Here is a 24,154-nt window from a genome sequence, read left to right as displayed (position 1 = left end):
AACCCTTATGGCTGACTATGTTCCCATTCGTAAGCCTGGCGCTGATGTGCCGATCGCAACATCTGCTGCTGTAACTGGCGGACAGGTTGTTGCAATTTCCGGCAATAACACTGTTGCCCCGGCTGGTGCTGCTTCTGCTGCCTGGTTTGGTGTTGCAGCATTTGATGCCGCCATTAGCGAGACGGTCACTGTCCACCGTGGCGGCGTGCACGAACTGACGGCATCTGGCGCGATCGTGGCGGGCGCAAATGTGATCACTGCTGCTGCTGGCGCTGTCGCAACCGCTGGCGCAGGCACCTTCGATCAGGTTGTTGGCATTGCCATTTCGGCTGCTGCTGGCGGCAAGGTCGTCGTCGCGCTCCGCTGAGTGCCGCACTTTCTCTCAATTCATTCTTCGAAGCCCCACAGTTCTTGTGGTGGGCTTCTTTAGGCTCTGGAGGGCCGAAAATTGGCTATTACCTATCCCGCTGGTCCGCCCACATTCTCTGGCGACAGCGTAACCACCAACCGCTTTCTCGCGGATCCCACCCTGGTTGCGAAGCGCGTCAATGAGCTTGCGGCACAGCGTTTCATCTCCGATTTCATTCTGACTGACCGTCAGGACGTTAAGGGTGGCGCTATCGTCTTCGAGCAGGACGATCCGTTTTACACCGATCGTGCACCACAGGCCATTTCGCCTGGCTCTGAGTACCCGCTCGCGGGCGTTGGTTCGGGTGTTCCGCAGGCTGTTCGGGTCACCAAGTGGGGCCAGGACGTTCCGATCACGGACGAGAAGATCAAGCGATCTAACTTCGCCCCAGTCGAGAAGGCGTTCAATTCGATCGTCAATCAGCTTGTTAAGACGATTGATTCGCTGTCTCTGTCGCTGATCGCTTCGCAGGTCACTGCCACGCAAGGTGTCACTGACGGTGTGTGGAGTTCGTCTTCGAAGATCCTGCGCGACATCATGCTCGCGAAGGCGAAGGTGATTGGCCTAAACAAGGGCTATGACCCCAATGTGATTGTCGTTGATGACCTGACTTGGGCGTTGCTTGCGTCTGATGACAAGCTATCTACCCTGATGGCGCGTGAGGACAAGACCAATGCTGTGTACACGGGCGAGTTCCGCACTATCGCGGGTCTGACGATTCTTCCGACCCCGAACCTGCCTGCCGCTGGCGCTTGGATCATCGACACGAATGCCCTTGGTGGTATTGGTGACGAGAAGCTGGGCGAAGGCTATGCCGGCGACACTGTTGAAACGAAGTCGATTCGCGATGACAACAACGATCAGTGGCGTATCCGTGGCCGCCGTGTCTGCGTTCCTTACGTGAACGAGCCCGGTGCCGCCATCAAGATCTCCGGAATCGCGGTCTGACCATGACTTATGTTGTGAATGCTCCACTTATTGGGGTGAATGGCGCGGACGGAAAATTGAAGATGCTGTACGCGGGCGCTCCTGTGCCGATCGATGTTTCGCAAGATGACATTGAGCGGCTCGCTGATGGCGGCCTGATCGTGGAGGTCGCTTCCGATGAGCCTGTGAAGGCTGCTGGCCGCAAGGCTGCATCGAATGACGGCACCGCTTAGCCCGCTAATCATGGTCGAAGACGTTCAGAATCGTCTAGGGGAAACCTTCGATGACACTGAACGCCTTCAGGTCGAGTCGCTGATCGATTTCGCGTCGGCTCGACTTCGGGCATACCCGCTAGACATTGATGCTCGTATCGCGCAAGGCTCACTGAGTTCTGTGCTCGTTACGGGCGTCCTTGTCACGGCGGTCGCTCGTGCCGTGGATGCGATCAAGATCGGTTTGCGGGTCCGCTCTGAGCAGTATCCGGAAATCAGTACGACTTATTCGGATGTGGATCCGTCACTAATTTACTTTTCGCCGGCGGATTTGGAGTTGTTGGATCCGTCTGTGGGTGTCAAGTTTGGTGGCGCGTTTTCGATTGTGCCGGGCTGATGAAGAAGTTGCCTGAGCGGTGGGTGTTGTTGCAGGACAATCCCCCTGAGATTGATTCGTCTACGGGTAATCGGCGACCCACACCACCTACTGAGATTGAGTGGACTGGGCTGTTGCAGCAACGGCAGTTGGCGTCGTCATCTGTTGATGCTGGCAACGTCGAATTTGTGGACGGCCATGTGGTGAGTTCATATGTGCTGCTACTAGATCCGGGGCTGGTTCCGCACCCTGTGCCACGTTCCAAGTTTCGCGATGAGGACGGCACCGTGTTCACAGTTGTTGGCAAACCTCGGGTTCGGCGTCCTGCTCGCGGTTCCCGCAAACCTGCATACATTTCCGCGATTGTGCGGAGTTCATCTGACTACCAGGAGTAACTAATGGCGATTGTTTCGTTTACGGATGAGGATGGTGTCCATTCTACGGATGAGTTCTCGAAGACGTATGAAAAGCATTTGAAGGCACAGGCTTTGAAGCGTGTTGCGGCTGTGAAGGTTGAGCCGGCCAAGCTGGTGAAGCTTGATGTGAAGCCGGAACCCAAGAGCCTCTAATGGCTAGGGTGACGATCTACCGGGACAAAGCCCAAGGCGATGCTCGGAGGATTTCCACCGAAGGCCGCAAGGACATTGCGGAGCAAATCAAATCCGAATTCGAGGCTACAGCGCCGCGCCGTAAGGGCGAATATGCTGGTGGCGCAAGCATTACCGTCGAAGGCAACCGCGTGTTCGTGGCCGACAAAGACCCCAAGGCGTTCTGGAAAGAGTATGGCACTTCCAGGATGCGGGGGATTGCTTCGCTGACGAATGCGGCCCGTAAGCATGGCAAGTATTCGGGGTTTAAGCCTCGTGGATCGAGGGGCTGATGGTTACGCCGTTTACGCCGTTCGCTCCGGGTGCTATCCGCGATTTTCTGATCAACCATGACGAGTTCACAACGCATGTTGCGGCGGAAAACATTTCGACTCGTGACATCCCGGATCCGCTGACAGGCCCGTTTGTGACGTTGTCTGCTCCCTCGAATTACGGTGTTGATCCGATGCACCGCAAACCGATGATTCAGTGCGATGTGTGGGTGCCGAAGCTCGAAATCTTGGGCGGGGACATGGATCCCGAGGAACTGGCCTGGAATATTGCCGATCTTGCGGCCCGCCTGGTGCATAAAGCGCCGAGAGCTAGCCGGCAGTTCCGTAATGCCTCGTGGGTTGCTCGTTGGATTGATGGACCGATAACGGCTGTCGATTCTGAGCGTGGCCCAGAAAACCTGCTGTTCCGCGCCATTGTGCGCTGGGACATGTCGATGGTTGTCCGCTAACTCGCCACCTATGTGTGGCGTCTCAAACGTCCCGCTCCGAATGTTTACCTTGCCAGGCGCATTCGGAGTTGGGACTCACTACTTTCTGCCCTTTTGTGGGCACACTTTTGGAGGTTTTTTGTGAGTACTTATGCAGATCCGAATAAGGCTTATGTTTGGCAGGATGGGGATGCGTTCCGCGCTCCCGCTGGTACTGCTGTTCCGACTGATCCGTTCGCTCTTGCGCCGACTACGGGCACTGCGCCTGGTGTTGTGTGGGATGCGTTCGGCGGCATCGAGGCAGGGTTTGAGCAGAACCCTAGCCAGGATACGAAGGAGTTGCCGATCTGGAATTACCGGCAGTCTTCGTACAAGATTGCTCGCGGCCCCCGCTCTGATCGCCTGAAGCTGAAGCCTGTCGACTATTCGAAGGCGACTGTGTTGACTCTGTTGCAGGGCGGCGAGATTGTTACGACTGGCACAGCCCCTAATGAGGTGCACAAGTGGGTTATCGGCGATTCGGAGGAGTTTGCGATTCTGCTGCGCCTTGAGGATGAGGATGACAAGCAGGTGCTGTATTGCGAGCGAGCTACCTTGTTCACTCCGCCTCCGCGTTCGCTTGGTGGCGACAAGATTGATGGCTTTGAGATGGAACTGCTGGCGTTGTCGCCGGTGCAGTTGCTGACTAACACTAACCCGCTCGCACCCTGATCTGAGGAGTTTCTGTAATGCCTGGCACCCCCCGCAAGTCCACCCCGAAGGTTCAGCCGAAAGTGGTTGAGCCTGTTGAAGTTGTGGATGAGATTGTTGATGACGCGTTCGATCTTCTGTCTGTTTTGGATACCGAAGATTTGCCTCCGGTTCGAGCGAAACTCGTGGATGTGAATGTCGATATTCGGCGCTCTTACAGTGGCACGGAAGCGATCCAGTTCTCAGAGTTGCTACGTACCGACCAGATTGAGTTGGCGATGCAGTTGATTGCCGGCAAGGAAGGTGGTGCGGCGATTGCGAAGCATCTGGGCACGTTCACTATCGAGCAGGCCATGAAGATTGTCAACAAGTTGGCGAATATGTCTAACCTCATTTCGGGGGAAACATTCGCGCTCTTGCCTGCCTCGGCTCGCGGGATGGATGGAGCGCAGTCACCGCAGGGTGTGAACGGTATTACGGAAGAAACCTCCGCAGCGTCCTAGCGGAACCTCTGGCCGATTCCATCATCAAAGTTAATGCGGTGGTGGAGTGGCTAGCGGCGGAGAAGCGGGATTCGGAAAACATTGCGATGCTGGTGGATCGGGATGACTACTGGCTGAATTCGGAGTACGCGAATTGGGTGTCGGATCCTGATGATAAGGCTGCTGAGGCGGAGCGTAAGCGGGAGCGGGAGCGGCGGAAGCGTGAGGGCATTAAGCCGCCGCCGACTCCTGTGTTGCCTCCGGTGGGGAAGCGTTCCGCGAAGGATATGTCTGTGCTGGTGGTCGAGTTTCTGGAGAAGCGTCAAGCGTTGGAGCCTGCGAGGCCGAAGAAGGTTCGGCTTGCGGACATGGTGGGGCAGTGGCAGACCGGCTAGCGGGAAGCAGCTGTGTTGATTGCCCCCGCAAAGCGTCGAGCAACCGCTTCGTGCCGGGCTTGGGCGCGGTCGGTGATCACTGTGCCATCAGCCATTTCAACAATCAGGAAAATCTTGGATTGATCCTTCTTGGCCATTCCTCCGAGTAGGGCTCCTAGTGGGCCTAGGACGATAGCTCCACCAACTACTCGCGTCGCAGTCATCCGAGTCTTGGCGCTAGCTGCGCTTTCTACGGTCGCCCGAGCACCCTTCACCGGATAGGTGACCGCCTGGTGCGTGAGCGACTTTCCTTGCAGCGTGAAAAAGCCAAATGCGAGCTTCGGTTCCAGCTTTGCCTTCGGAGTTGCGTTGGGCGGATTGTCTGCAGCCTTCCACCCTGACGTAAACGCTTTCCCCATCTCTGAGAAGAATCCGGGGCTTTTCGCTGCATTAATCATGGCACGCCTTTCTGTGCTGGATATTCCGCTCATCATATTGCCCAATCCGTCCGGTTGACAGCTTCTTGCGTAAGCCGGCGCTTTTTGGGCTGAATTTTCTTGAAGGAGGCCCCTATGGCAGGTGGTCGCATTGATGTCGAGGTCGCAGCAGACCTCTCCGAATTCAACTCACAGTTTGAGGAGGGCTTGGAGGGTGCTGGTGACGCGGCATCTAGTTTCGCGGGGAAGATTGCGGGCGTTCTGGCGTTCACTGGTGCGGCGGTGTCGTTCGCTTCGATCATCGACAAGGGCAACGAGTTCACACGAACTCTGAATACTCTCTCTGGCGTCTCTCAGGCAACTGGCGAGCAGATGGCTGCAGTCAAGCAGCGTGCGATGGAACTCGGCAACGATGTCGAACTGTCAGGCACATCCGCGAATGACGCCGCTCAAGCGATGACCGAGTTAGCCAAGGGCGGCTTGACAGTTGAGCAGTCAATGGAAGCAGCGAAGGGCAGTCTCGCGCTAGCTGCTGCGGCCCAGATCGACGCGGCACAAGCATCGGAGATTCAAGCCACGGCGCTCAACACATTCGGGCTTGAAGCTAAAGACGCTTCGCTGGTTGCAGACACTCTCGCAAACGTATCGAACGCGGCGAGTGGTGAAATCACCGACTTCGCAGCAGGTTTGGCGCAGGGCGGTCTAGTCGCCAACAGCCTCAATGTCTCTTTGCAGGACACGTCGTCAACGCTCGGCATGTTCGCTATGAATGGCATGGCCGGGTCTGATGCCGGTACGTCATTGAAGACAATGCTTATTTCACTGTCTTCGCCGAGCAAGCAGCAGGCTATTGCGTTAGATGAGTTGGGGTTGAAAGCGTTCGACGCGGCTGGCGAGTTCGTTGGAATGCGTTCAATCACTGAGCAGTTGGCTGAGGCTCAGGAGAATTTGACGACTCAGCAGTTCGCTTCGGCGGCATCTACGGCTTTCGGCACTGATGCTGTTCGTGCTGCTACGGCGATGGCGGATGAGGGCGTTGAGGGCTGGGACAGCATGTCTGCGGCTGTTGGCCGTGCGGGTGGCGCGTTTGAGCTTGCTGCAGCCCAAAATCAGGGTTTGCCTGGCGTTTTCGAGAAGATTGAAAACACGTCTGAACGATTGCAATTGCAGCTGTATGACTTGGTTGATGGGCCGTTGGCTTCGTTCGGTAATGCTGCTGTCGGTTTGGCTGATGGCGCGTTGGACAAGTTTGATGTGGCACTCGGTAATTCGGGCGGTGTGCTAGCTGGTTTCAATGAGGTCATTTCGGGTTCGTTGTCGGATCTGCCGATGCTGTCAGGGACTTTCAACAATGTTGTGCGCGCTGGCGGCTCAGTGCGCGAGATGGCATTGGGCATCAAGGATGGGCTAGTTGAGCTCGCCGAGGGGGCGATGACTTCGGGTGGCGCTGTTGACACTTTGCAGGGCGGACTTTCGCTGTTGTCTGGCGTGGGCGTGACTGTGTTGGCGGTAGTGACACCAATCGTTGGCGCTGCGTCTGCTGCGGCCGGGGCGTTTGGCTCCCTCCCTGGCCCGATTCAGGCTGTGGCCATTGGGCTCGTAGCTCTCAAATTGGCGTCGATGGCGACATCCGGCTTTATGGCCAAAAATGTCGGCGACATGGGCCGAATGGCGACTGCTGCACACGGTCTCGGCACCCGGATCCAAGGCATTCCTGGGAATGTTCGCAACCTTGGAACATCTCTGCAGACTGCTGGCGGAAACTTTCGTGCATTCACTACCCTGTCCGGTCAGGCAGGGCAGGGTGTCGGACGCTTCGCAGGTTCAATGCAGGTGCTGTCAACGGGCTCGGGAAGCCTGTCGAGGATCGGTCAATCGTTCGTGACAGCTTCTACCGGGGCGCAGCGTTTCGGTACCGCTCTCGGCACAATGGCCGCTGCAGGCTCTGGACTCAGGACCATGGGCGGCAATCTGCTCAATGCAGTTGGTGGCCCCTGGATGATCGGCATCGGAGTCGCAATTGCTGCGCTGTCGATGTATTCGTCGAATCAACGCAAAGCTGCCGAGCACAACCGGATGCTCAAGCAGTCCGCTGAAGAGTTGGGCAAAGCGCTCCACACATCCAACGGGGCACTTAACGCCACCACACAGCGAGCAGCAGCCAATGCTCTAGAAAGTGCGAAGCTTGCTGGCACCGGTCGCTCGCTCGTGGAATACCTAGAAGCCGTCGGCGTTTCGGGTGTGACTGCAGCCAAGGGACTGGCGGGTTCCCGCTCCGAGATGAAGGCGACACTCGCTGTTCTTGAGGAGCAGGCTCGACTCGAAGCCGATATCAACAAGGAACGTGTCGGTAAGGGCTCTGAAGGATTCGCATCTTCAGCTCTTGGATCGCTACTTAACATCGGTGGTGCAAAGGACAAAGCCAACGAGGCTGCGAATGCGTTGGCGGACTTCAAGAAACTTGATGAAGAGGCACGCAAACTAGCCGAGTCGCAGAAGCGGATCGACCTTGCCGCTGGCTTCATCGATGCTTCAGGTACGGCAACTGCACTGGGCACGATGTCGTCAACGATGAAGGCATTCGGCGATTCTACTGGCGGTGCTGCGGACAAGATCGACATTCTTAACGGCGGTTTGTCGAAGCTGCGTGGCGATCAGATGAGTGTCGATGATGCGCAGCAGCAGGCGGACGATGCGATGCGTTCGTTTGGTGAAGCGGCTGCAGAGGCAGGCAATAGCGTTGTAGACGCTTCGGGAAAGATCAGTACCGGCACTGCTGCGGGCTCCCGCCTTCGTGACGCGATGAAGGGCGTTCAGACGGCTTTTGATAATGCCGGTGCAACTGCGAGGCAGTCCGCCAGCCAGCAGAACCTAAGCCAGAGCGATGCTGCTGCGGCGGTTGAGGCTGCGGGTCAGCGTGTTCGGGATGAGTTCATTCGTCAGCGCGTTGAGGCTGGGTGGACGCGCGAGAAGGCTGAGGCGCTAGCTAATCAGTACGGGCTGTTTCCGAAGGAATTGGTCACGAACGTCAAGTTGACTGGCACAGTTGAGGCCCAGGGTGCGATCGACCAGTTTCTCGCTGCCAATCAGGGCAAAAGTATTGGCGTCGACATCATTCAGAACATCATCCAGCCTCCGAGCGGTCCGGCAATGCCGACGTCGCTTGGTGCAATGTATGGCGTCACTCCTCGCGCATTGGGCGGTCCGATTACGGGCGGTACACCAGGTAAGGACTCTGTTCCAATCCTGGCAATGCCAGGCGAACACATGCTCGACGTGCAAGATGTCGAAAACATGGGCGGACAAGCAGGCGTCTACCGATTCCGTGAAGCGTTGGCGCAGGGCCGTGTTCAAGGTTTCGCTGAGGGTGGGGCAATCGGCGGCGACGGACTAGACCGCATGATCGACTTCGCCCGCGCCAAATCCGGTATCGGATACTCGTACGGGCCGTGGGACTGCTCAATGTACATGTCGCACATCGCTGCAACGGGCATGAATGAGCAGCCGCGCCGATTGTGGACAACCTACTCAATTCTGGGTGGGGATCTGCAGGGGATGCAGCCAGGCGGCAATGACGGGCACTTCCGTATTGGTGTCAGTGATGAACACATGGCGGGCACCTTGTTCTTCAAGGATGGTTCGCGGATCAATGTGGAGAATGGTGGCTCCAATTCGGGGTCCACGTTCGGTGGTGCCGCTGCAGGGTATGACGACGCACAGTTTTCTCGGCAGTATTTTCTGCCTGATGCTGCGTTGAGTCCCGCTTTGCAGGCTTCGTTGAATGGCGGTGCTGGTGCTGCTTATAGCGGTGCGACACAGACGAATCCGTGGACTGAGAAGGATGCTTTGGCTTTGGAGTCTGCTCGTGTGGCTGTCATTCAGGCGCAGGAAGATCGCACCAAAACGAACGGCAATGCGAAGAAGACTGACGCCGACAAGCAACAGTCCGACTTGAAGGTGCAGCGCGCTGAACTCAAGGTGAAAGAACTTGAGCAGAAGCGTGACGGGGCAGGACAGGGAACATCTATCGGTCCCGCACCCACACTGACTGGGGGCATGTCTGAGGATGCGATCTCGGCGCGCAACGCTGAAATCAGTGTCATTGATGCGCAGTTGGCTCGAGACAAAGTGTATGCCGATGTCACTTCCACTTCTCTGGATAAGGAGAAGGCGGATATGGCGGTGTATTCGGCTGAGAATGCCCGCACGAAGGCGAAGCAGGAAGGCGATGGCGGCCAAACATTCAATTTGAAGGATCGGGTGAAGCGTTACGGCGCTGATGTGACCGGCATTCTCGTCGATGCAGCGTTTGAGCAGTTACCTAGTGCGTTGTCTGAGTCTCGTTGGATCACAACGGACTGGGAGGGTTTGATGGGAATCAAGCCTAAGTCTGAAGCCTCTGCATCACCTTCGTTCAGTCAGGCCGAGATTGATGGGCAGTTGCCGACAACGCCGGGTGTTCCTGGCTGGCAGAACATGCTCAACATTGGTGGCGATGACTGGCAGAAACGTCTCGCGGATGCACTGAATCTGCCGACCGTGTTGCGTGATGGTGGCGGCCCGGTTCCTCACGGTACTGCGGCACTAAATCTGTCGGGTGCTGAGGAGTGGATGCTCACCGGCGATGAACGGCTCAATCTGTCAAGGGATTTCGCGTTGATGCGCGGAGCAACCAAGGGCGGTGACGGTGCGCAGGTCGTTGGCCTGGATGCACTCGCAGCAGAAGTTCGGGCACTCGCATCACAACCGAGAGCTAGCTACACCTTCCACACCCGCGACGTAGAAGAAAATGCGCGCCGGGTCCGTCAGCTCGAAAACACAAGGGCACTTAGTGCGGGATCGAGGTTCTAAATTGAGTGTCCGTGAAGCAACGATCGACATTCACGGTGCGGATGGAAGTTTCATGCGCATCGCGGGCGAAGGTCAAGGCGAGCAAGGTGTTGAACTCGCTACGGACATGAAGGGCTTTTATGACGCCCCGGTGAAAACTTTCAGCAGGGAGGGTGCCCGTCAGGTTGGCGGAAACTATCTCGGCAAAAAGTACATGATCCGGGATGTGTCGTTCGGCCTGCATGTTCATGGCAGCGAGTCGGATTGGTGGGAGTCGCGGGATTCAGCTGTGCGGAAAGCGTTTTCGTATGAGTTGGATCCGTGGAATCCTGATGCGCAGTTGGCGCGGATGGAGATCACTACTGATCTGTCGGGGGCGCGGAGTTTGCGTCTGGCGTTGTCGGAGTCGATTGGGTTTGAGTCTGAGTTTGATCCGCTGTTGATGCAGCGTGGTGTTGCGCCGATGTTGACTGCGGCGATGCAGCCCATGTGGTTTGAGGATGACTACATGGGTTCGGAGCAGCATCCGGCGCATTGGGAATTAACGTCTGGCAGTTCGGGTTCGGGGTTTGTTTGGATCTCGAACCCGACTGACCAGCCAATGACACCCGACTGGATTTGCAACGGTACAGGCGTTTTCAAGTTGCCGGACTTTTCGTGGACTGGCCCGGAGTATGCGCGTGTGCCTGGTGTCGATTTCAAGTCTGGCCGTGACGATTCGGAACGCCTGTATACGGTTCCGGCGATCACGTCTGCTGATGGTGGTGGGGCGACGGTTCATGTGTCGCGGATGAAGATTCCGGTGCGGTCGTTTGCGAATACAAATATTGCTGGTCGTACGAATGGGAAGCGCATGTTGTATGCGATTCCGCCGTATACGCCGCCGACGAGGGTTCCTGTGTCGGTTTCTGGGGCGTCTGCGGGCGCTGGGGTGCAGTTGCGTATGCCCCGATTGTGGAGCCGTCCATGGGGTTTAGAGTGAAATGGGGTGGCTAGATGGCAGTTCTTGAGGGGACGCTACTAGAGCGATGTAATCAGATTTGGGCGGCAACACAAGAGCAGGAACGCCGCGAAACGCTTCAACGTTTAGAGCCTCCGCTAGTCCGCTTGTGGGACGGGGAATGGCATTGGCAGGGTGAGATTGCCGCCGAATACATGGGCAACTTTGAGTGGAAAGACAACGACACCGGATCAGGCGTTATTGAGGTTCCGTTCGATCATTACACCGCTCGTTGGATGTGGGATGAGAAGGGCCGTATGGCTCGCGGCGAGAAACGCAACATACACATCACGGTCGATAAGAATGGTGCTCGTTGGGCTGGCCGGCTTGAGGATATGTCGGTTGAGTCCCGCGAGGATGGCTCTGTTGTTTTGGTTGCACGGTTTCTGCATGACGTCGAAAACCTGAAGTGGTATCAGATCTGGTCGAACGCGTTCCTGCCTGCGGCAGTGCAGTTTCCGCGAGTATTTATGCTCGCAGGGGGTGCGCGTTGGGCGCTCCTCACAAGCCTGTTTCTGCAAGTTATGCGTGAACAAACCTCGATCTGGCATTTGCCTGATGATCCGCTGAAACTGTCTTCCTGGACTTCCGGTTTGAACATGTCAAATTGGTCTGTGGCGGTGATGCCGCACAGTTTCATGGATGATCTGAATGAGGGAATCCTTTGGGGGCTGGTGGTTTCGAGGTGGCAGACGTGGCTTGATGTCGCGCAGCCCATCTTGGAGGATGCCGAGTTGTCGATTGTGACTCGCAGGTTCTTGGAGGGGGATCCGCCTCCGTGGCCTGGCGCGAACTTGCGTCACGGCTGCCTGGTGATCGACATTGTGGACAAGTCCGGCTACTACACGGGCACTGCGAATGGCGGCAATCAGTGGGATGGTTTCCGGCGCACGGTCGCTGATTTCGCATCCGACTTTATTGATTCGACTGAGTCGCTGATTAACGACACGAATATGCCGTCTGAATATTCGGTTCCGGGCAAGAAGAGTACCAACAAGGTCGCCCCGTACGTCTCCTATCTGATGGGTGATGAGACGGGCATCCAAACATCGAAGTTCACTCGCATTCCCGCCAAGGGCATTCAGGTGAACTGCGGAGGTCACTCAGCCCCGGGGATCAACGAATTATTGAGTGCCACTGTGCAAATGGTGGGGGATTTGACGGCGATGATTCCGGGCGTGCCACCGATGGGTGGTGTGGCGGATGCGGTGTTGAAGCCGTTGTATACGGACACGCTTGGCGCTTGGATGTCTGTGAAATCGACTGAGCGGGCGCAAAACTCTGGCTGGTCCCGGTATTACGAATACTTCCAGGACGGCGCGGACAAGGCTTATACGCTGTCGTCGCTAATGGTTCTGAGGCAAGGGTTTTGGGCAACTCGCTCAAGGTTCGCGCATGAGGTTGCAATCTTGGACGGTTCACCTTGGCTGATTGGCGACCAAGGCCAAGGTCATGTGTGGCTGTCGGACAGGATTTCGGCGCAAGTTACTGGCGACTGGACTGGTGACATGTATGTGGATCGGATCCGCTCAATTGTGTTGGCGTGGGACGAAAATACGCCACCTGAGTGGGTGCCTGTTGTGGGCGATAACTCGATTTTGCGGGATCCTGCGCAGCGGGCGATGGAACAACTCGAGAAGGCTATGTCCGCTCTGGCTACGCAGGGCGTTTTCTGAAGGAGCGGTATGGGTTTCACTTTGGGCGAGATGCCTACGAGAGAGAATTGTGATCCGGAGAATCCGCGTGAAGCGTTTCTGTGGATGTTGATGGCGTTGCCTGGCATGAAGGGCGCTGTGGTTCCGTGGCCGGTCGAGTATTTCATGGACATCTCGGAGCGACTGTGGGATTGCGGTGCCCGTCCGGGTATTGGTGAGCAGGTCACTTGGTATAACCCGCCCCTGTCTGGGGATATTTCGCCGATGTTTGCTGCCGGGGTTTGGGAGGATCATCCGCCTGTGGATGCTGGTCCTGGTATTGACATTATGTCGTTGTCGAAGGTGATGTCGGATGAGGTTCGCCGGCAGGCTTTGGCGATGGAGCCTGAGGAGCCGAATGTGGTGGAAGCGCCTGCGGCTGTGTCAGAACCACCGAAGTGGCCGGAGAAGATCAAGGTTCACTATTTGGCTAAGCGGCTTGGTGCTACGTCGGCTGATGTGTTGGCGGTGTGCGCTGAGGTTGGTGTGCCGGCGAAGGGTGCGCAGTCGAGTGTTCCGGGGAATCGGTGTGCGGTGATTCGGGATCAGTTGCGGATCAATGCGTTGTTGGCGAATCAGCCGGCGAGGGGGATCCGTCAATGACTAGTCGATGCATGCCTGTCGAGAACGATTTCTATGTGACTTCTGGTTTCGGTTCCCGCTGGAATGCCACTCATTGGGGTGCAGATTTTGGGTGCGCTGGGGGTTCGGCGAATAGGCCGATCTTTGCGGCGCAGGATGGCACTGTCACGGCTGCTGGTCCTGCGTCGGGGTTTGGTCAGTGGATCAACATTGACCATCCCGTTGAGGCTGGCGCTGGGCTGACTGTCTATGGGCACATTATCCCTGAGGTTCGTGTGGGGCAGTGGGTGCGGGCGGGGGAGCGCATCGGATATATCAATCCGAACTCTTCCACTAATGGTGGTGTTGATCCGCATCTGCATTTTGAGGTGCACCGTTTCGTGTGGTCGCCTCCGGGGTCGAATCGTCTTGATCCTCAGCCTTGGCTTGCGGGTGCGAGGTATCCGAACGAGAAGATGCCGGAACCGGTTGCGCCAACTCGTGATGTTTGGTTGCCGATTCTTGAGCAGTTGATTGGGCCGGTGACGTAATGGATGCACAGACACTTGCAAAGGTGATGGGTAACCGTGTTTCGCCGGCGCGCTATGAGGAGTTGTGTCCGGCGTTTAATGCGGCGATGGTTCAGGCTGGTTGCACTTCGGAGCGTCGGGCAACTATGTGGTGCGCGCAGATTGGGCATGAGTCTGGCGGGCTGCAGTGGATGGAAGAGATCGCTTCCGGCGAAAAGTATGAGTGGCGTACTGACCTGGGCAACACACAGCCTGGCGATGGTGTCCGCTTCAAGGGGCGCGGTCCGATTCAGATCACTGGCCGTTACAACTACGGCAAGGTTTCGGCGTGGGCGCACAGCGAAGGCTACGTGCCGACGCCGACCTACTTCGTGGACAATCCGACCGAATTATCTAATCCGACTTACGGATTCCTCGGGGCAGTCTGGTATTGGACTGTCGCCCGAAACATGAACGGGTTCGCAGACAATGATGATCTGCTTGGCGCGACTCGTGCTGTTAATGGTGGCACGCATGGTCTTGATGATCGGCGTGCTTTTTGGTATCGCGCAGGTGATGCGGGTGCCGCAATTCTTCCCAAAATTCTTTCAGTAGGAGGTGCCCAGATGGGTGTGCCGGAACTTGTGCAGGATCAGCTTGTTGGTGTTGAGGGGAGGGGTTGGCCGTTCTTGGGGAAGTCGAAGCAGGATCCTCTGCGCGACAACACTTTGCCTGAGGCTGTGGGCGAGACGCTCAAACTTCTGACGACTCCTCAGCCGTCGTTGATCAATCCTGAGGTCTCGTTTGATGCGGTGACGTATTTGCGGCTGGTTGATGCTGCGGCGTATCGCACGGAGAAGGCTGTCGAAAAGTTGACTGAGCAGGTTGCACTGTTGGTCAAGACTGTTGGGGGTAAGTGATGTTGAAGTTTGTGCAGTCTTTTCCGCAGATCCGTCTTGCGATTTATGGGGCAGCGAGTCTGATTCTTGCAGGTTTGGTCCTTGCCGGGATCCTTACTGAGGGGCAGTCGGGCAACATTCTGACGTATGTCGCTATGGGTCTTGGCTCGGTGGCGACCTTGCTTGCGGGGCTTAATGTTACGAAGACTCCGGCGACTTCAACGGTGTTTGTTGGTGGCACACAGTTGCCAACAGTGAACGATGTGATCAGTCAGGGCATCGCTGCAGCCAATCAGGTGCAGTCGAATCTTGCGCCGACTGTCGATCAGATTCGGGCGCAGTTGGAACTGCAACTCGGATCCCGCCGCACCGGATAGATGCAAGGGCTTTTGTCGGCGCTACCACTAGAAGGTATCGGCGTAGTGGGCATCCTCCTCATAGTGATGATGATGCTCGCACGCGGCGTACTGGTCACCGGCACAGCACATAAAGAGGCGGTCGCAGATCGTGACTACCAAATCAGTTACTTGCGTGGAGCTTTGACAACTGAACAGCAGATCACTGCTACGCAGGCTTCCACGATTTCGGAGCAGAAGGTGTCGGGCGAATTGACGACACACATTCTGGAGGCGATCCGCGCTAATCAGGAAAGTCCGCGTGCGGCAGGTGTCACATGATGTGGCCGTGGAAGAGGCGGTGCCGTGTGGCTACTGCTGGCGTTGATGAGGCTCGGTTGTTGCAGGTGTCTGGTGAGCGTCGCCTGGTTGAGGCTCAGCGCGAGCGTCGTGATGCTGCTCGTGTGTCGGGCGGGGTGGAGAAGGAGTTGCGGCGTAATGGTTTTGGTGAGCTGATGCGGGCAAGTATGGAGGGCCGGTGATGTTGAGGGATGCCGGTAATTGGTTGTTGGTTGCGCTTACGGGTGCGATGTGTGTGTTCACATTGTTTTATGGTGTTCGGTCTCGTTGGTGGTCGAATGAGGTTGGGCGCGTGTTTTTTCCGGCGAATGCGTTGATGTGCACTGTGTTGTTTCAGGTGTCGTTGTCGGCGGTGACTTCGTCGGGGTATCCGGGTCGGGATGTGATTCGGATTGTGTTGTATGGGTTGGGTTTTGTTTCGTTGGTGTGGATGACTGTGGTGTTGGTGTGTATTCAGCGGCGTGAGCGGGCTGGGGGTGATGTGTTGTGAGTATGCCTGGTGGTGGTTCGCCGGCTGGCTCGTTAGGTCCGGGCGGGTTTGCGGCGTGGCAAGCAATGACTGAATCGGACGCTATGTCGCAAATGTCTGGCGGCGTGAAGTCGAAGTTCGGTAACGCGCAAGACGAGTTTAAGATCAATTTGAAGAATCCGATTGAGGAGATTCGTGATGGCCAACTGGACCTAAACAACGAGGTCGGACTGTTGTCGCCGCTGCAGGATTACGGGTCGGCGTATGCGAACACGTCGGCTGGGATCTCGGCGGTAGGGCAGTTTAGTTTCACGAATCAGATTGGGCCGATGAAGAAATGTCATCTTTCTGGTGGCCGCATCATTCTCGATGACCTTGGCCTGTGGGACATTCAATGCAAAATCTGGGTGGACTGGACCGGATTAGGTGGAGTGACAGAGTGGGAAATACGGGTGCTGCGGCCAGATGGGTCCATATTTTCTCGGTCCCGCACCAGGATGGAAGACAAGGAGATTTTTTCGTCTCTCGATGTCACCTCTGTGGTGGTGCCTGCTGCGGGCTACCAGGTGCAGGTTTACATCAATGTCCTCGCTGCGGGTCGCGGCGTTATTGGTGGGCCGACTCTCAATCGTCTTACGGTGAAACATATTTCGCGTAATACCAATACTGGGGATACGGGTCAGGGGTAGATGTGACTATTATTGTTGAGAACTTTGCCGATATTGCGTTGATGCCTGATGACGTGAGTGTGCTGTTTTGTGGGATTCCGTTGCGACCGAATTCTGATGGTACGGGGGTGATTACGCGGCGTGAGGTGACTGTTCGAACTGTGAATGGTGTGATGTCGTCTCCTGCGTTGGATCCTGGCCCGTGTAGGGTGCGGGTTTCTGCTCAGCGTTGGAACAAAACTTATGATGTGATGATCCCGGAGTCGGGTACGCACAGACTGTTTGAGCTTGAAGAGATCATCATCGCTGAGCATAAGGTGATCGTTAAGGGCGACAAGGGCGATATTGGCGATGGTGTGAACCTTTCTGGTTCGGTGCCTACGTATGCCGATTTGGGGCCTGGTCCTTGGGATCTTGGTACGGCGTTTGTGGTGAATACGGATGGGCTGCTTTACATTTACGGTACGGCTGGTTGGCCTGATGTGGGTGCGGGTGCTGCGTTCCGTGGGGATCGTGGCTTGTCTGTCAATTCTGTTGCGATTAGTGGCAATCAGTTGCAGTTCGGGTTGGAGGACAGTACTGCGCTTCCGAAGGTGACTGTGCCGGCGTTGGTTCAGGCGGCTTCGGATGCTGCTGCTGCGGCTGTGAGTCGGGGTGCGGCGGATTCTGCGAAGGTGGATTCGGTTGCGGCGAAGGATGCAACGTTGGTTGCGAAGGGGCAGGTTGATGCTGCTCGCGCCGATACTGTTGCTGCGAAGGCTGCTGTTGATGTGACTGCTGCGGCTGTTGTGGCTGACCGGCAGGCGGTGCTTACTGCTCGTGATGCGACTCTTGCTGCGAAGGTGCAGGCTGAGGAGTTTTCGAGCACTGCAAGCGCGCAGGCTGGTGCGGCATCGGCTAGTGCTGCGGCGTCGGGCGGGTTTGCGACTGCTTCGTTGGCGCAGGCGGATCGGGCGTTTGCTGAGGCGGATCGGGCTGAGGCTGCTGCTGATGAGATTGCGACGGGCTCGGTGGCGGATAACGCGATTTCGACTGTGAAGGTTCAGGATGGCGCTGTCACTAAGCTGAAGCTTGGTACGTCTGTGCAGGCGTCTCTTGATAGGGCGGATAGTGCTGTTCAGGGTTCTGATGGGCGTTTGGTTGATGCGCGTACTCCGACTGCGCACACTCATTCGATTGGCAATGTTACTGGGTTGCAGACTGCATTGGATGGCAAGGCTGCGGCGACTCATACGCATACGACTGCGCAGGTGACTGGTTTGGATGCTGCGTTGGCGGCGAAGGGCACCTCGAATCTTGCGCTCGGCTCTACATCTACGACTGCTTTGCGTGGTGATGCGCAGCAGTATGGGACTGTTCTGCCTGGTTCGGGCGCATTCGTTGGCGCGGTCTTCCATGTGACGGAGGCGTAATGCCAGCATCCGTCTGGAATGGCACGGCGTGGAAGAAGGTCACTAGTAGGGCTGTGTGGAATGGCAGCGTGTGGAAGCAGATTGCGTCTTCGCATGTGTGGGATGGAAGCGTTTGGAAGGCAGTGTATTCGGCGCTCAAGCCGCAGGGCATGACTAAAACCGGGAATCAGTTAATCCCACAGGGCATGACGCAAGTGGCCGGATGGACGGCCGACGCAAACAGCACTGTGACATCGAATGCGCTCGTTATTGCTGGCAGTAAATCTGGTGCGGTGCTGAATGCGAAAGTGGTTTTTGCTTCGAACTACAACACTCGAATTTACCAGATGGAGATCCGAAGGGGTGCCACGGTCTTAGCCTCAAAGTCTGGGAATGGCACGGTGTCTGGCGTGATGTCGCTAACCCTTGACCCGACAACTGTCACGGTGGCGGCAGGTGACCAACTCACATTCTGGGCGAACTCTGCCTTCACTGCCAACAGGGTCGATGAAGGCACTTTCCTGAGTATCGTCTGACCTTGCGCAACTAGCCCCTGATCTCTGCGTGAGGTCGGGGGTTTTGTTGTGCCACAAACTTTTAGGAGGCCGCTATGGTGGCAACAATTCCGTCCGGTGTTGATCGGCGCGAAGTGATTTGGCCGAACCAGAAACTGATTTTGACGGGCGCGGATGGTGCGGCCACGACAGTCGCACAAACCGGCAAAGTCACTATTACGCCGGCTACTAGTCATGTCATTGTGACGAGTGTTGAACCGGCGCTTACTTTGTCGACTCGTTCTGACACAGTCACTCTGGATGAGGATGGTCGGATGCACGCCTTTTTGGTGTGTACTGATGATCCTGATGTTGAGCCGCATAATTCTTGGACGTATACGTTTCGTGGGGATTGGCCTGGTGCGGTTGCGGTTACGTGTCCTGTGCCGTTGGTGGATGTTGATCCGTTGACTGGTCGGATGCCGCCGTTGAATTTGACGTCTGTGGTGTCGCGGCCTGTTGTGGGTGGTGTACTCACTTTGCAGGGGCCGCCGGGTGTTCCTGGCGAGTCTGGGGCGCAAGGCATTCAAGGGGTTCAGGGCATTCAGGGCGTGCCTGGCGAGAAGGGTGATCCCGGTTCAGGCGGCGGCGGTGGCGCTGGGATTGATGACGGCACAACCGGACTCGACACCACCTGGTCCAGCAGCAAGATCGCGGACGAACTTGACGGCAAAGCGCCGCTGATGTGGTCGACGCAAATGCCGGACTTTGGCTCAGAAGATGGCGTCCCTGTGGAAGTCGGACTGACCGTAGACGAAACGCTTGACGTGGCTGTAGGTCTAGCGATGGGTGGAGGCACCGTCGGGTTAATGCTGAGGGAACTCGGCATCGAAAACACCTATGTCGTGACCGAATTACCACCGACCACAGAGCCAAACTCCCTGTATCTCGTCCGCCATCCGGACGGCACACTCACCTGGCACAACCCCTAGGAGAATAATGACCTACGCAGATCAGCACGCAATGAGCCAAAACTCGGACATCGTCGCCAGGATCACGGCATGTGCCGCGACACAAACCCTCCCACCCGTCCCGATGTTCACGCGTGGAGGTCCACGAGAATGGGCCACCCGCAACGCCATCCGTGTAGCAGGACAACCCGGCTGGCCGGAAGCATGGGCCAGCGCCATCGCATCAGACGTGCAGCAGCCTGGACTCGATCAAGGTGTCATCTCAGACGGCATGATCCTGTCCGCAGTGCAAGCCGTACTCAGCACATAGCCCGCATGCCCAAGCCCCCACTCTCGCAAAGAGGTTGGGGGTTTTCTTACGCCCAAAAACTTTAGGAGTACCTATGACCGCAGCCATCCCGAGTGGGGTTGACCGCCGAGAAGTGATCTGGCCCAACCAAAAACTCATTTTGACACCGGAGGATGGCACGGCTACTTCTGTGCCGCAGGTGGGGAAGGTGACGATCACTCCTGCTGCCGGTCAGGTGGTGGTGAACAGTGTCGATCCCGCACTGACTTTGTCAACCCGTTCTGATGCAGTGACTTTGGATGCTGAGGGCGTGATGCGCGCATTCCTAGTCTGCACGGATGACCCGGACATTGAACCCCACAATTCGTGGACATACTCGTTCCGTGGCGATTGGCCAGGTTCACCGACTGTGACTTGCCCTGTACCGATGGTGCCTGTTAATCCCGAGACAGGGAAGATGCCGCCGCTCAACCTATCCACAGCAGTGTCACGCGCATCCGTGTCAGGTGTACTCATCACAAAGGGCGCACCAGGCGATCCGGGTGCAGGTATTGCGGCGATAGATCCTGATGGCACAGTGCATTTGACGGATGGGTCTACAGTGTCCTGGGATTTGCCGCCCCTCGCAATCGATGACGCAGATGTAGCGCAACTAGTCGCCACAGAAACCGCAACCAAGACGGCTGTCGATGCCCGCATACTCGACGTGGGCAACAGCACCTACGCGCCGGCATTCGCCACCACCGGAATCACGTACGACGGCAACGGAAACGTACAGACAGTCACAGAAGCCGGAATCACAACGACATACACCTACAACCCAGACGGCTCGGTGCACACCGACACCCGCTCAGGCGAAACACGCACCTACACCTACGACGGCTCAGGCAACCTGACCGGGATTGCGAGCTGACATGGACCCCGTAACCCTCGGCATGGCCAAAGCGGACGCAGCGAAAAAGTTTGCCCCACTCGGGCAGGGAAGTGTGCCCCGATTCGGTCGACAAGACACGTCCATCGTCACAAACTTTGAGGCCGGCCACGGCTGGACTGTGCAGAACGCTGGCGGCGGTACATCGAACCTGAATGACACCTCCGCATTCGCATTCGGCACGCAATCGGTACGGCTCACAACTGCTGGTGCTGGCGCGTCAACGATCGTGGAGAAGTTGGGCATCCCGGCGATTCCTGTCGGACGCATGTACCGACTGTGGGTCAAAGTGGATGCGCCGGACACACTGAACCGTGTTCGCGTGATGCTGTCGGATGCGCCCGCTTTCACCAGCTATTACACGCTCGAATCGTTTTTCTCTTCCGCTGGCATCCCCGAAGTTCAGCGACCATTCAAGGCGGGCGAGTGGGTTCCGATCTCGTTGCCGTGGTCGATTGCGGTCGCGACAGGCTCACCTGTCCGTGGGTCGTTGACCAACATTCGGGTGCTGGTCAATGATCGCAGCGTGCCTGCGACAGTCCGGCTGGGTCGTCTCGAGACGATGCCCGATCCGGTGCCACTGTTTCCGAGCGGTGTTGTGTCACTTACGTACGATGACACGTTCGCTTCGGCGTACACCGTCGTCCGACCGCACCTCGACAAGTACGGTTTCGCGGGCACGCTATTTCCGATCTTGGAGCGGTTCGGGCAGGCCGGTTATCTCACGACGGCACAGTGTGATGCGCTCGCGTTCACTAGCGGCTGGGAGATTGGGGCGCATGCTTCGACGTATGCGAAGCATGTGCAATCGGTGACCGGAATGACCTCTGCGGAACGAGTGGCTGAGTTCACGACACTGAGGGCGTGGCAGCAGGCCCGCGGATACGCCGCATCCTCGTTCGCATATCCGAATGGAACGGTAGATGCAGCGACCGAGTTCGACCTCCGCAAGTTTTACGGCACCGGGCGTCTCGCGTTGGGCCGCTTCTCCGCTACCGGCGCGGACGAGCAGCAGAACCCGTCGATCCCGACGCGGATCTACGCACAGAATCCGGGGAATCTGACGCTCGCGCAGATGAAAGCTGAAGTGGACCGGGCGGTTGCAAACAAATCGTGGTTGGTGTTCGTATTCCACGACGTACTCACAACCAAGGTCGGCGCGAATGATGTGGCAACTGCCGATCATCTGGCGCTTGTGGATTACATTGCGGCGTCTGGGGTTGCGGTGCGGACGATGGATCAGGTGCGGAATGCGTCCCTGTAAGGCTTAGTCATTGAGCGATTGGGTGCGTAGCGAGTAGCTCAAGTAGTGCGGCCGCATAATCGGCGGCAATAACGTCTTCGTTCCGAGGTTCCCATTCCGGTTTGTTGAACTCGGCTGCCGTGCACTCTGCCTCTCCACGGTCAAGGAATTCCTTCTGAAGACGAAGGATGCGCAATCCGATTTCACTCATACCGCGAAGCATCTCATGCCGGACAGTCGGAATACCCAGGACTTAGGTCTCTCGTTCGCCCAGGATTGCCCGGGTTGGATCTGGAACAATCGGCGGTATGGCATTCACTCCTGACCCGGACACAGGTCAACCCGGAACGATTCAGCTCGCTGACGGCTCGTGGGCGTACAGGTGGAAAGACTCACCCGACACCGACCTCATCCCGTTGAAGCAGCCCGAAGCGATCTACGTCATGCCGCCGCCGAAAGGCTGACAGCATCAAGCCCCCAATCTCACTCCGAGGTTGGGGGCATTTTTGCGTTCACATGCCAATGGCCACACACGCCCACCGGAAGGAAAACGTGCATGGCCATCAGACTATTCAGTTGTGGTGTGGGCGATCATCGACGGCTTCCCTTCCGTCTCCCGCCCAACGTGTTCACGGTAGCACTGTTCGAACTGGTGTGCGAAACTTTGGGTATGTCTGTTGCGGCTTAAACCTGACGGATTTCCGTCAACTTTCTTCTGCCTCCGCTGCGGGCAAACCATACGCACACCATCGTGCGTTAAACCGATGCCGCAAACCTCACGCTGGAACTGACAAAGCCCCCACTCTTCCGAGGAGTGGGGGCTTATTCTGCGTTTAGGGAAACTAGCTGCCGAAGATGGACAGAGACCCAAGCGAACCTGTGTCGTTCGTCGGTCGACTTACTGTTATGCGACCAGGCTCAGACGGGAATGACAGCTCCCGTCGGTGATCCGAACCCCATATGAGTTTCGGGGTTCCGTAGCTATTCCAGCAGGCCCAGTACACATTGTATTCGCCCGGCGCGACGTCCCAACCGTAGCTGTACGAGACATTGTGTTGAACGGTCCAGCCGCCGGATTCGAAAGCCTTCTTGCGTTCGGTATCGCCGACCAACTCGCCGTAAATATCGCAAACAGCATTTTGGCCGGACTGGTTGTCGATTGCCACGACAACGTTGATTCCATTGACTGTTGTGGTCGAAGTGATGGCATCCGGGCTCGTGTCCAGCGCGGCCGACGCCGAACCTGCACCACCGACGAGGGCACTAATCGAGACTAACGTAGAAACTGTGAACAAGCCGACCTTGCGCATACTTCTCCTACTGCCTGTATTCGGATGATGTTTCTGCCGAATCCTAGCCTCAGAAGCAATGGACATGGCACTTGACCGTACTCTTGGTTTTCCGATCCGAGGATTGATTCAGTGGCTACGCATTTGGGGTTCGGTTTTTTAGCCATGTTTCGAAGTCCACTTCATCGATCAGCCAGCGCCGGCGACTTCCATAGGTGAGTGGAAAACTGAGAGTGCCCTGCTGGAATCCACGGAGTCGTGACGCCCACAGTGCTTTGTAGACGTCTTCGCGAACGCAGTCTGCCCGTACGGCAGCTTCCGCTGGGGTGATGAAGACACCGCTGGTCTGCTCACCTCCGCTAACCCACATTTTTACGTCTTCGTAATCAGTGATCCAACGCCCATACCGAGGTTTGTGTTGAAATCCGCGCAGCTCGTGGGTCTGTAGCGCGATGGTCAATTGATTTTTCGAACACCGTGCGATTTCCGCCGCTTCAGCTACGACGAGCCATCTCCGTGGGTCTGAAGTGGTTCTGAGGGTAGAGTTTTGGGAGATCCAGCTGTCGATGTCCTTGTGGAGGAAGCTCCAGTTTGATTTGAATTTGCGTTGGTATCCGATCAGGCGTCCAGCTTCTGCTGCCAGGGTGATTGTGTTTCTGCTGCTGCGTGCGTAGGCGGCTGCCTCGTCGCTCGTCAGCCACGAGGACTGGTCTGTCGGCCAAGCTACTCCAGTGGGTATTCCTCGCCGGATCCAGATGTCAAGGTCCTCGGTGGTGAAGGACCAGCGGCTGTGGGGTTTGTTCTGGTAGCCCTTGAGTTCGCCAAGTTTCGCTGCGAGGCACACAGTGTTTCGGTGGCGCTGGACGTAGTCGGCGGCTTCTTGGGCTGTCAGCCAGACTGTCGTGTTGGCTTTGGGTGCTTTGGCTCTCGGCATTTTCGACTTCCATGTCGCGTGTGTATTTGCGTGCACGGTATCGAATGTTTGTGCGACGATCAACTCGTCTCA

At 57.0% G+C, this 24,154-nt stretch carries 31 protein-coding genes; 28 read left to right on the top strand and 3 right to left on the bottom strand.

Annotation, left to right across the window (positions count from 1 at the left end; translation table 11 throughout):
- Nucleotides 1-7 precede the first annotated feature (7 nt).
- The 10 genes from MTX36_RS22765 to MTX36_RS22720 all read left to right on the top strand — a co-directional run bounded on the left by MTX36_RS22765 (nucleotide 8) and on the right by MTX36_RS22720 (nucleotide 4,799).
- Entirely contained in the window at nucleotides 8-367 is a 360-nt protein-coding gene (locus MTX36_RS22765; protein ID WP_243621922.1) for a DUF2190 family protein, read from the top strand.
- 81 nt (nucleotides 368-448) lie between these two features.
- Nucleotides 449-1,357, top strand: a complete 909-nt coding sequence (locus tag MTX36_RS22760) for a hypothetical protein (RefSeq protein WP_243621921.1) — start codon at nucleotides 449-451, stop codon at nucleotides 1,355-1,357.
- 2 nt (nucleotides 1,358-1,359) lie between these two features.
- Entirely contained in the window at nucleotides 1,360-1,569 is a 210-nt protein-coding gene (locus MTX36_RS22755; protein WP_243621920.1) for a hypothetical protein, read from the top strand.
- Complete coding sequence (locus MTX36_RS22750; RefSeq protein WP_243621919.1) at nucleotides 1,553-1,945, top strand: hypothetical protein; 393 nt, start codon at nucleotides 1,553-1,555, stop codon at nucleotides 1,943-1,945. The genes MTX36_RS22755 and MTX36_RS22750 overlap by 17 nt, the downstream gene beginning before the upstream one ends.
- A 377-nt stretch (nucleotides 1,946-2,322) precedes the next feature.
- Nucleotides 2,323-2,493 (top strand): hypothetical protein, encoded by a 171-nt coding sequence (locus MTX36_RS22745; protein WP_243621918.1) that lies wholly within the window; start codon nucleotides 2,323-2,325, stop codon nucleotides 2,491-2,493.
- A gap of 8 nt (nucleotides 2,494-2,501) precedes the next feature.
- Entirely contained in the window at nucleotides 2,502-2,804 is a 303-nt protein-coding gene (locus MTX36_RS22740) for an HK97 gp10 family phage protein (protein ID WP_243621917.1), read from the top strand.
- Nucleotides 2,804-3,253, top strand: a complete 450-nt coding sequence (locus MTX36_RS22735; protein ID WP_243621916.1) for a hypothetical protein — start codon at nucleotides 2,804-2,806, stop codon at nucleotides 3,251-3,253. Before MTX36_RS22740 ends, MTX36_RS22735 begins: the two co-directional genes overlap by 1 nt.
- Before the next feature lie 120 nt (nucleotides 3,254-3,373).
- Nucleotides 3,374-3,943, top strand: a complete 570-nt coding sequence (locus tag MTX36_RS22730; RefSeq protein ID WP_243621915.1) for a hypothetical protein — start codon at nucleotides 3,374-3,376, stop codon at nucleotides 3,941-3,943.
- 17 nt (nucleotides 3,944-3,960) lie between these two features.
- Nucleotides 3,961-4,425, top strand: a complete 465-nt coding sequence (locus MTX36_RS22725) for a hypothetical protein (protein WP_243621914.1) — start codon at nucleotides 3,961-3,963, stop codon at nucleotides 4,423-4,425.
- Between the two features lie 38 nt (nucleotides 4,426-4,463).
- Nucleotides 4,464-4,799 carry a hypothetical protein gene (locus tag MTX36_RS22720; protein ID WP_243621913.1) on the top strand — a complete coding sequence of 112 codons (336 nt, stop codon included), beginning with the start codon at nucleotides 4,464-4,466 and terminating at the stop codon, nucleotides 4,797-4,799.
- On the opposite strand, the gene MTX36_RS22715 is transcribed toward MTX36_RS22720, so the two are convergent.
- Nucleotides 4,796-5,236 carry a hypothetical protein gene (locus MTX36_RS22715; RefSeq protein ID WP_243621912.1) on the bottom strand — a complete coding sequence of 147 codons (441 nt, stop codon included), beginning with the start codon at nucleotides 5,234-5,236 and terminating at the stop codon, nucleotides 4,796-4,798. The two genes, MTX36_RS22720 and MTX36_RS22715, sit on opposite strands and share 4 nt — an antisense overlap.
- Before the next feature lie 114 nt (nucleotides 5,237-5,350).
- Here MTX36_RS22715 and MTX36_RS22710 point away from each other — a divergent pair, with 114 nt between their 5' ends.
- The 18 genes from MTX36_RS22710 to MTX36_RS29960 all read left to right on the top strand — a co-directional run bounded on the left by MTX36_RS22710 (nucleotide 5,351) and on the right by MTX36_RS29960 (nucleotide 22,547).
- Nucleotides 5,351-10,066 (top strand): phage tail tape measure protein, encoded by a 4,716-nt coding sequence (locus MTX36_RS22710; RefSeq protein WP_243621911.1) that lies wholly within the window; start codon nucleotides 5,351-5,353, stop codon nucleotides 10,064-10,066.
- 1 nt (nucleotide 10,067) lies between these two features.
- Nucleotides 10,068-11,027, top strand: coding sequence for a hypothetical protein (locus MTX36_RS22705; RefSeq protein ID WP_243621910.1), 960 nt, complete (start codon nucleotides 10,068-10,070; stop codon nucleotides 11,025-11,027).
- A 14-nt stretch (nucleotides 11,028-11,041) separates the two neighbouring features.
- Nucleotides 11,042-12,721 carry a phage tail protein gene (locus MTX36_RS22700; RefSeq protein WP_243621909.1) on the top strand — a complete coding sequence of 560 codons (1,680 nt, stop codon included), beginning with the start codon at nucleotides 11,042-11,044 and terminating at the stop codon, nucleotides 12,719-12,721.
- 9 nt (nucleotides 12,722-12,730) lie between these two features.
- Entirely contained in the window at nucleotides 12,731-13,342 is a 612-nt protein-coding gene (locus tag MTX36_RS22695; protein WP_243621908.1) for a DUF2744 domain-containing protein, read from the top strand.
- A gap of 11 nt (nucleotides 13,343-13,353) precedes the next feature.
- Nucleotides 13,354-13,851, top strand: coding sequence for a M23 family metallopeptidase (locus MTX36_RS22690; RefSeq protein WP_243621907.1), 498 nt, complete (start codon nucleotides 13,354-13,356; stop codon nucleotides 13,849-13,851).
- Complete coding sequence (locus MTX36_RS22685; RefSeq protein ID WP_308198241.1) at nucleotides 13,851-14,729, top strand: glycoside hydrolase family 19 protein; 879 nt, start codon at nucleotides 13,851-13,853, stop codon at nucleotides 14,727-14,729. The genes MTX36_RS22690 and MTX36_RS22685 overlap by 1 nt, the downstream gene beginning before the upstream one ends.
- Before the next feature lie 233 nt (nucleotides 14,730-14,962).
- Complete coding sequence (locus tag MTX36_RS29965; RefSeq protein ID WP_279394918.1) at nucleotides 14,963-15,085, top strand: hypothetical protein; 123 nt, start codon at nucleotides 14,963-14,965, stop codon at nucleotides 15,083-15,085.
- 45 nt (nucleotides 15,086-15,130) lie between these two features.
- Nucleotides 15,131-15,385 (top strand): hypothetical protein, encoded by a 255-nt coding sequence (locus MTX36_RS22680; protein WP_243621905.1) that lies wholly within the window; start codon nucleotides 15,131-15,133, stop codon nucleotides 15,383-15,385.
- A 26-nt stretch (nucleotides 15,386-15,411) separates the two neighbouring features.
- Nucleotides 15,412-15,585: a hypothetical protein gene (locus MTX36_RS22675; protein ID WP_243621904.1), complete on the top strand. Its 174-nt coding sequence runs from the start codon at nucleotides 15,412-15,414 to the stop codon at nucleotides 15,583-15,585.
- Between the two features lie 310 nt (nucleotides 15,586-15,895).
- On the top strand, nucleotides 15,896-16,561 hold the full coding sequence (locus MTX36_RS22670) for a hypothetical protein (RefSeq protein WP_243621952.1): 666 nt from the start codon (nucleotides 15,896-15,898) through the stop codon (nucleotides 16,559-16,561).
- Between the two features lie 2 nt (nucleotides 16,562-16,563).
- Complete coding sequence (locus MTX36_RS22665) at nucleotides 16,564-17,952, top strand: phage tail repeat domain-containing protein (RefSeq protein WP_243621903.1); 1,389 nt, start codon at nucleotides 16,564-16,566, stop codon at nucleotides 17,950-17,952.
- A 68-nt stretch (nucleotides 17,953-18,020) separates the two neighbouring features.
- On the top strand, nucleotides 18,021-18,467 hold the full coding sequence (locus MTX36_RS22660) for a hypothetical protein (protein ID WP_243621902.1): 447 nt from the start codon (nucleotides 18,021-18,023) through the stop codon (nucleotides 18,465-18,467).
- Between the two features lie 74 nt (nucleotides 18,468-18,541).
- Nucleotides 18,542-19,417 (top strand): collagen-like protein, encoded by an 876-nt coding sequence (locus MTX36_RS22655; RefSeq protein ID WP_243621901.1) that lies wholly within the window; start codon nucleotides 18,542-18,544, stop codon nucleotides 19,415-19,417.
- A gap of 7 nt (nucleotides 19,418-19,424) precedes the next feature.
- Nucleotides 19,425-19,706 carry a hypothetical protein gene (locus MTX36_RS22650; protein ID WP_243621900.1) on the top strand — a complete coding sequence of 94 codons (282 nt, stop codon included), beginning with the start codon at nucleotides 19,425-19,427 and terminating at the stop codon, nucleotides 19,704-19,706.
- A 580-nt stretch (nucleotides 19,707-20,286) separates the two neighbouring features.
- The gene (locus MTX36_RS22645) at nucleotides 20,287-20,598 is read left to right on the top strand and encodes a hypothetical protein (protein ID WP_243621899.1); all 312 of its coding nucleotides are present in this window, start codon (nucleotides 20,287-20,289) and stop codon (nucleotides 20,596-20,598) included.
- A 1-nt stretch (nucleotide 20,599) separates the two neighbouring features.
- Nucleotides 20,600-21,880, top strand: coding sequence for a polysaccharide deacetylase family protein (locus tag MTX36_RS22640; RefSeq protein WP_243621898.1), 1,281 nt, complete (start codon nucleotides 20,600-20,602; stop codon nucleotides 21,878-21,880).
- 287 nt (nucleotides 21,881-22,167) lie between these two features.
- On the top strand, nucleotides 22,168-22,323 hold the full coding sequence (locus MTX36_RS22635) for a hypothetical protein (protein WP_243621897.1): 156 nt from the start codon (nucleotides 22,168-22,170) through the stop codon (nucleotides 22,321-22,323).
- A 92-nt stretch (nucleotides 22,324-22,415) separates the two neighbouring features.
- Nucleotides 22,416-22,547, top strand: coding sequence for a hypothetical protein (locus MTX36_RS29960; RefSeq protein ID WP_279394917.1), 132 nt, complete (start codon nucleotides 22,416-22,418; stop codon nucleotides 22,545-22,547).
- A 154-nt stretch (nucleotides 22,548-22,701) separates the two neighbouring features.
- Here MTX36_RS29960 and MTX36_RS22630 read toward each other — a convergent pair whose 3' ends face one another.
- Both MTX36_RS22630 and MTX36_RS22625 read right to left on the bottom strand, forming a co-directional pair.
- Nucleotides 22,702-23,169 carry a hypothetical protein gene (locus MTX36_RS22630; RefSeq protein WP_243621896.1) on the bottom strand — a complete coding sequence of 156 codons (468 nt, stop codon included), beginning with the start codon at nucleotides 23,167-23,169 and terminating at the stop codon, nucleotides 22,702-22,704.
- A 115-nt stretch (nucleotides 23,170-23,284) separates the two neighbouring features.
- Complete coding sequence (locus tag MTX36_RS22625; RefSeq protein ID WP_243621895.1) at nucleotides 23,285-24,145, bottom strand: helix-turn-helix domain-containing protein; 861 nt, start codon at nucleotides 24,143-24,145, stop codon at nucleotides 23,285-23,287.
- Nucleotides 24,146-24,154: the final 9 nt, after the last annotated feature.

Origin of the sequence: Rhodococcus sp. ARC_M6 (assembly GCF_022810305.1) — a bacterium.
GTDB lineage: Bacteria > Actinomycetota > Actinomycetes > Mycobacteriales > Mycobacteriaceae > Rhodococcus_F.
Note: the sequence above shows the minus strand (reverse complement) of the source record. Positions and strands in the feature narration are given on the sequence as shown.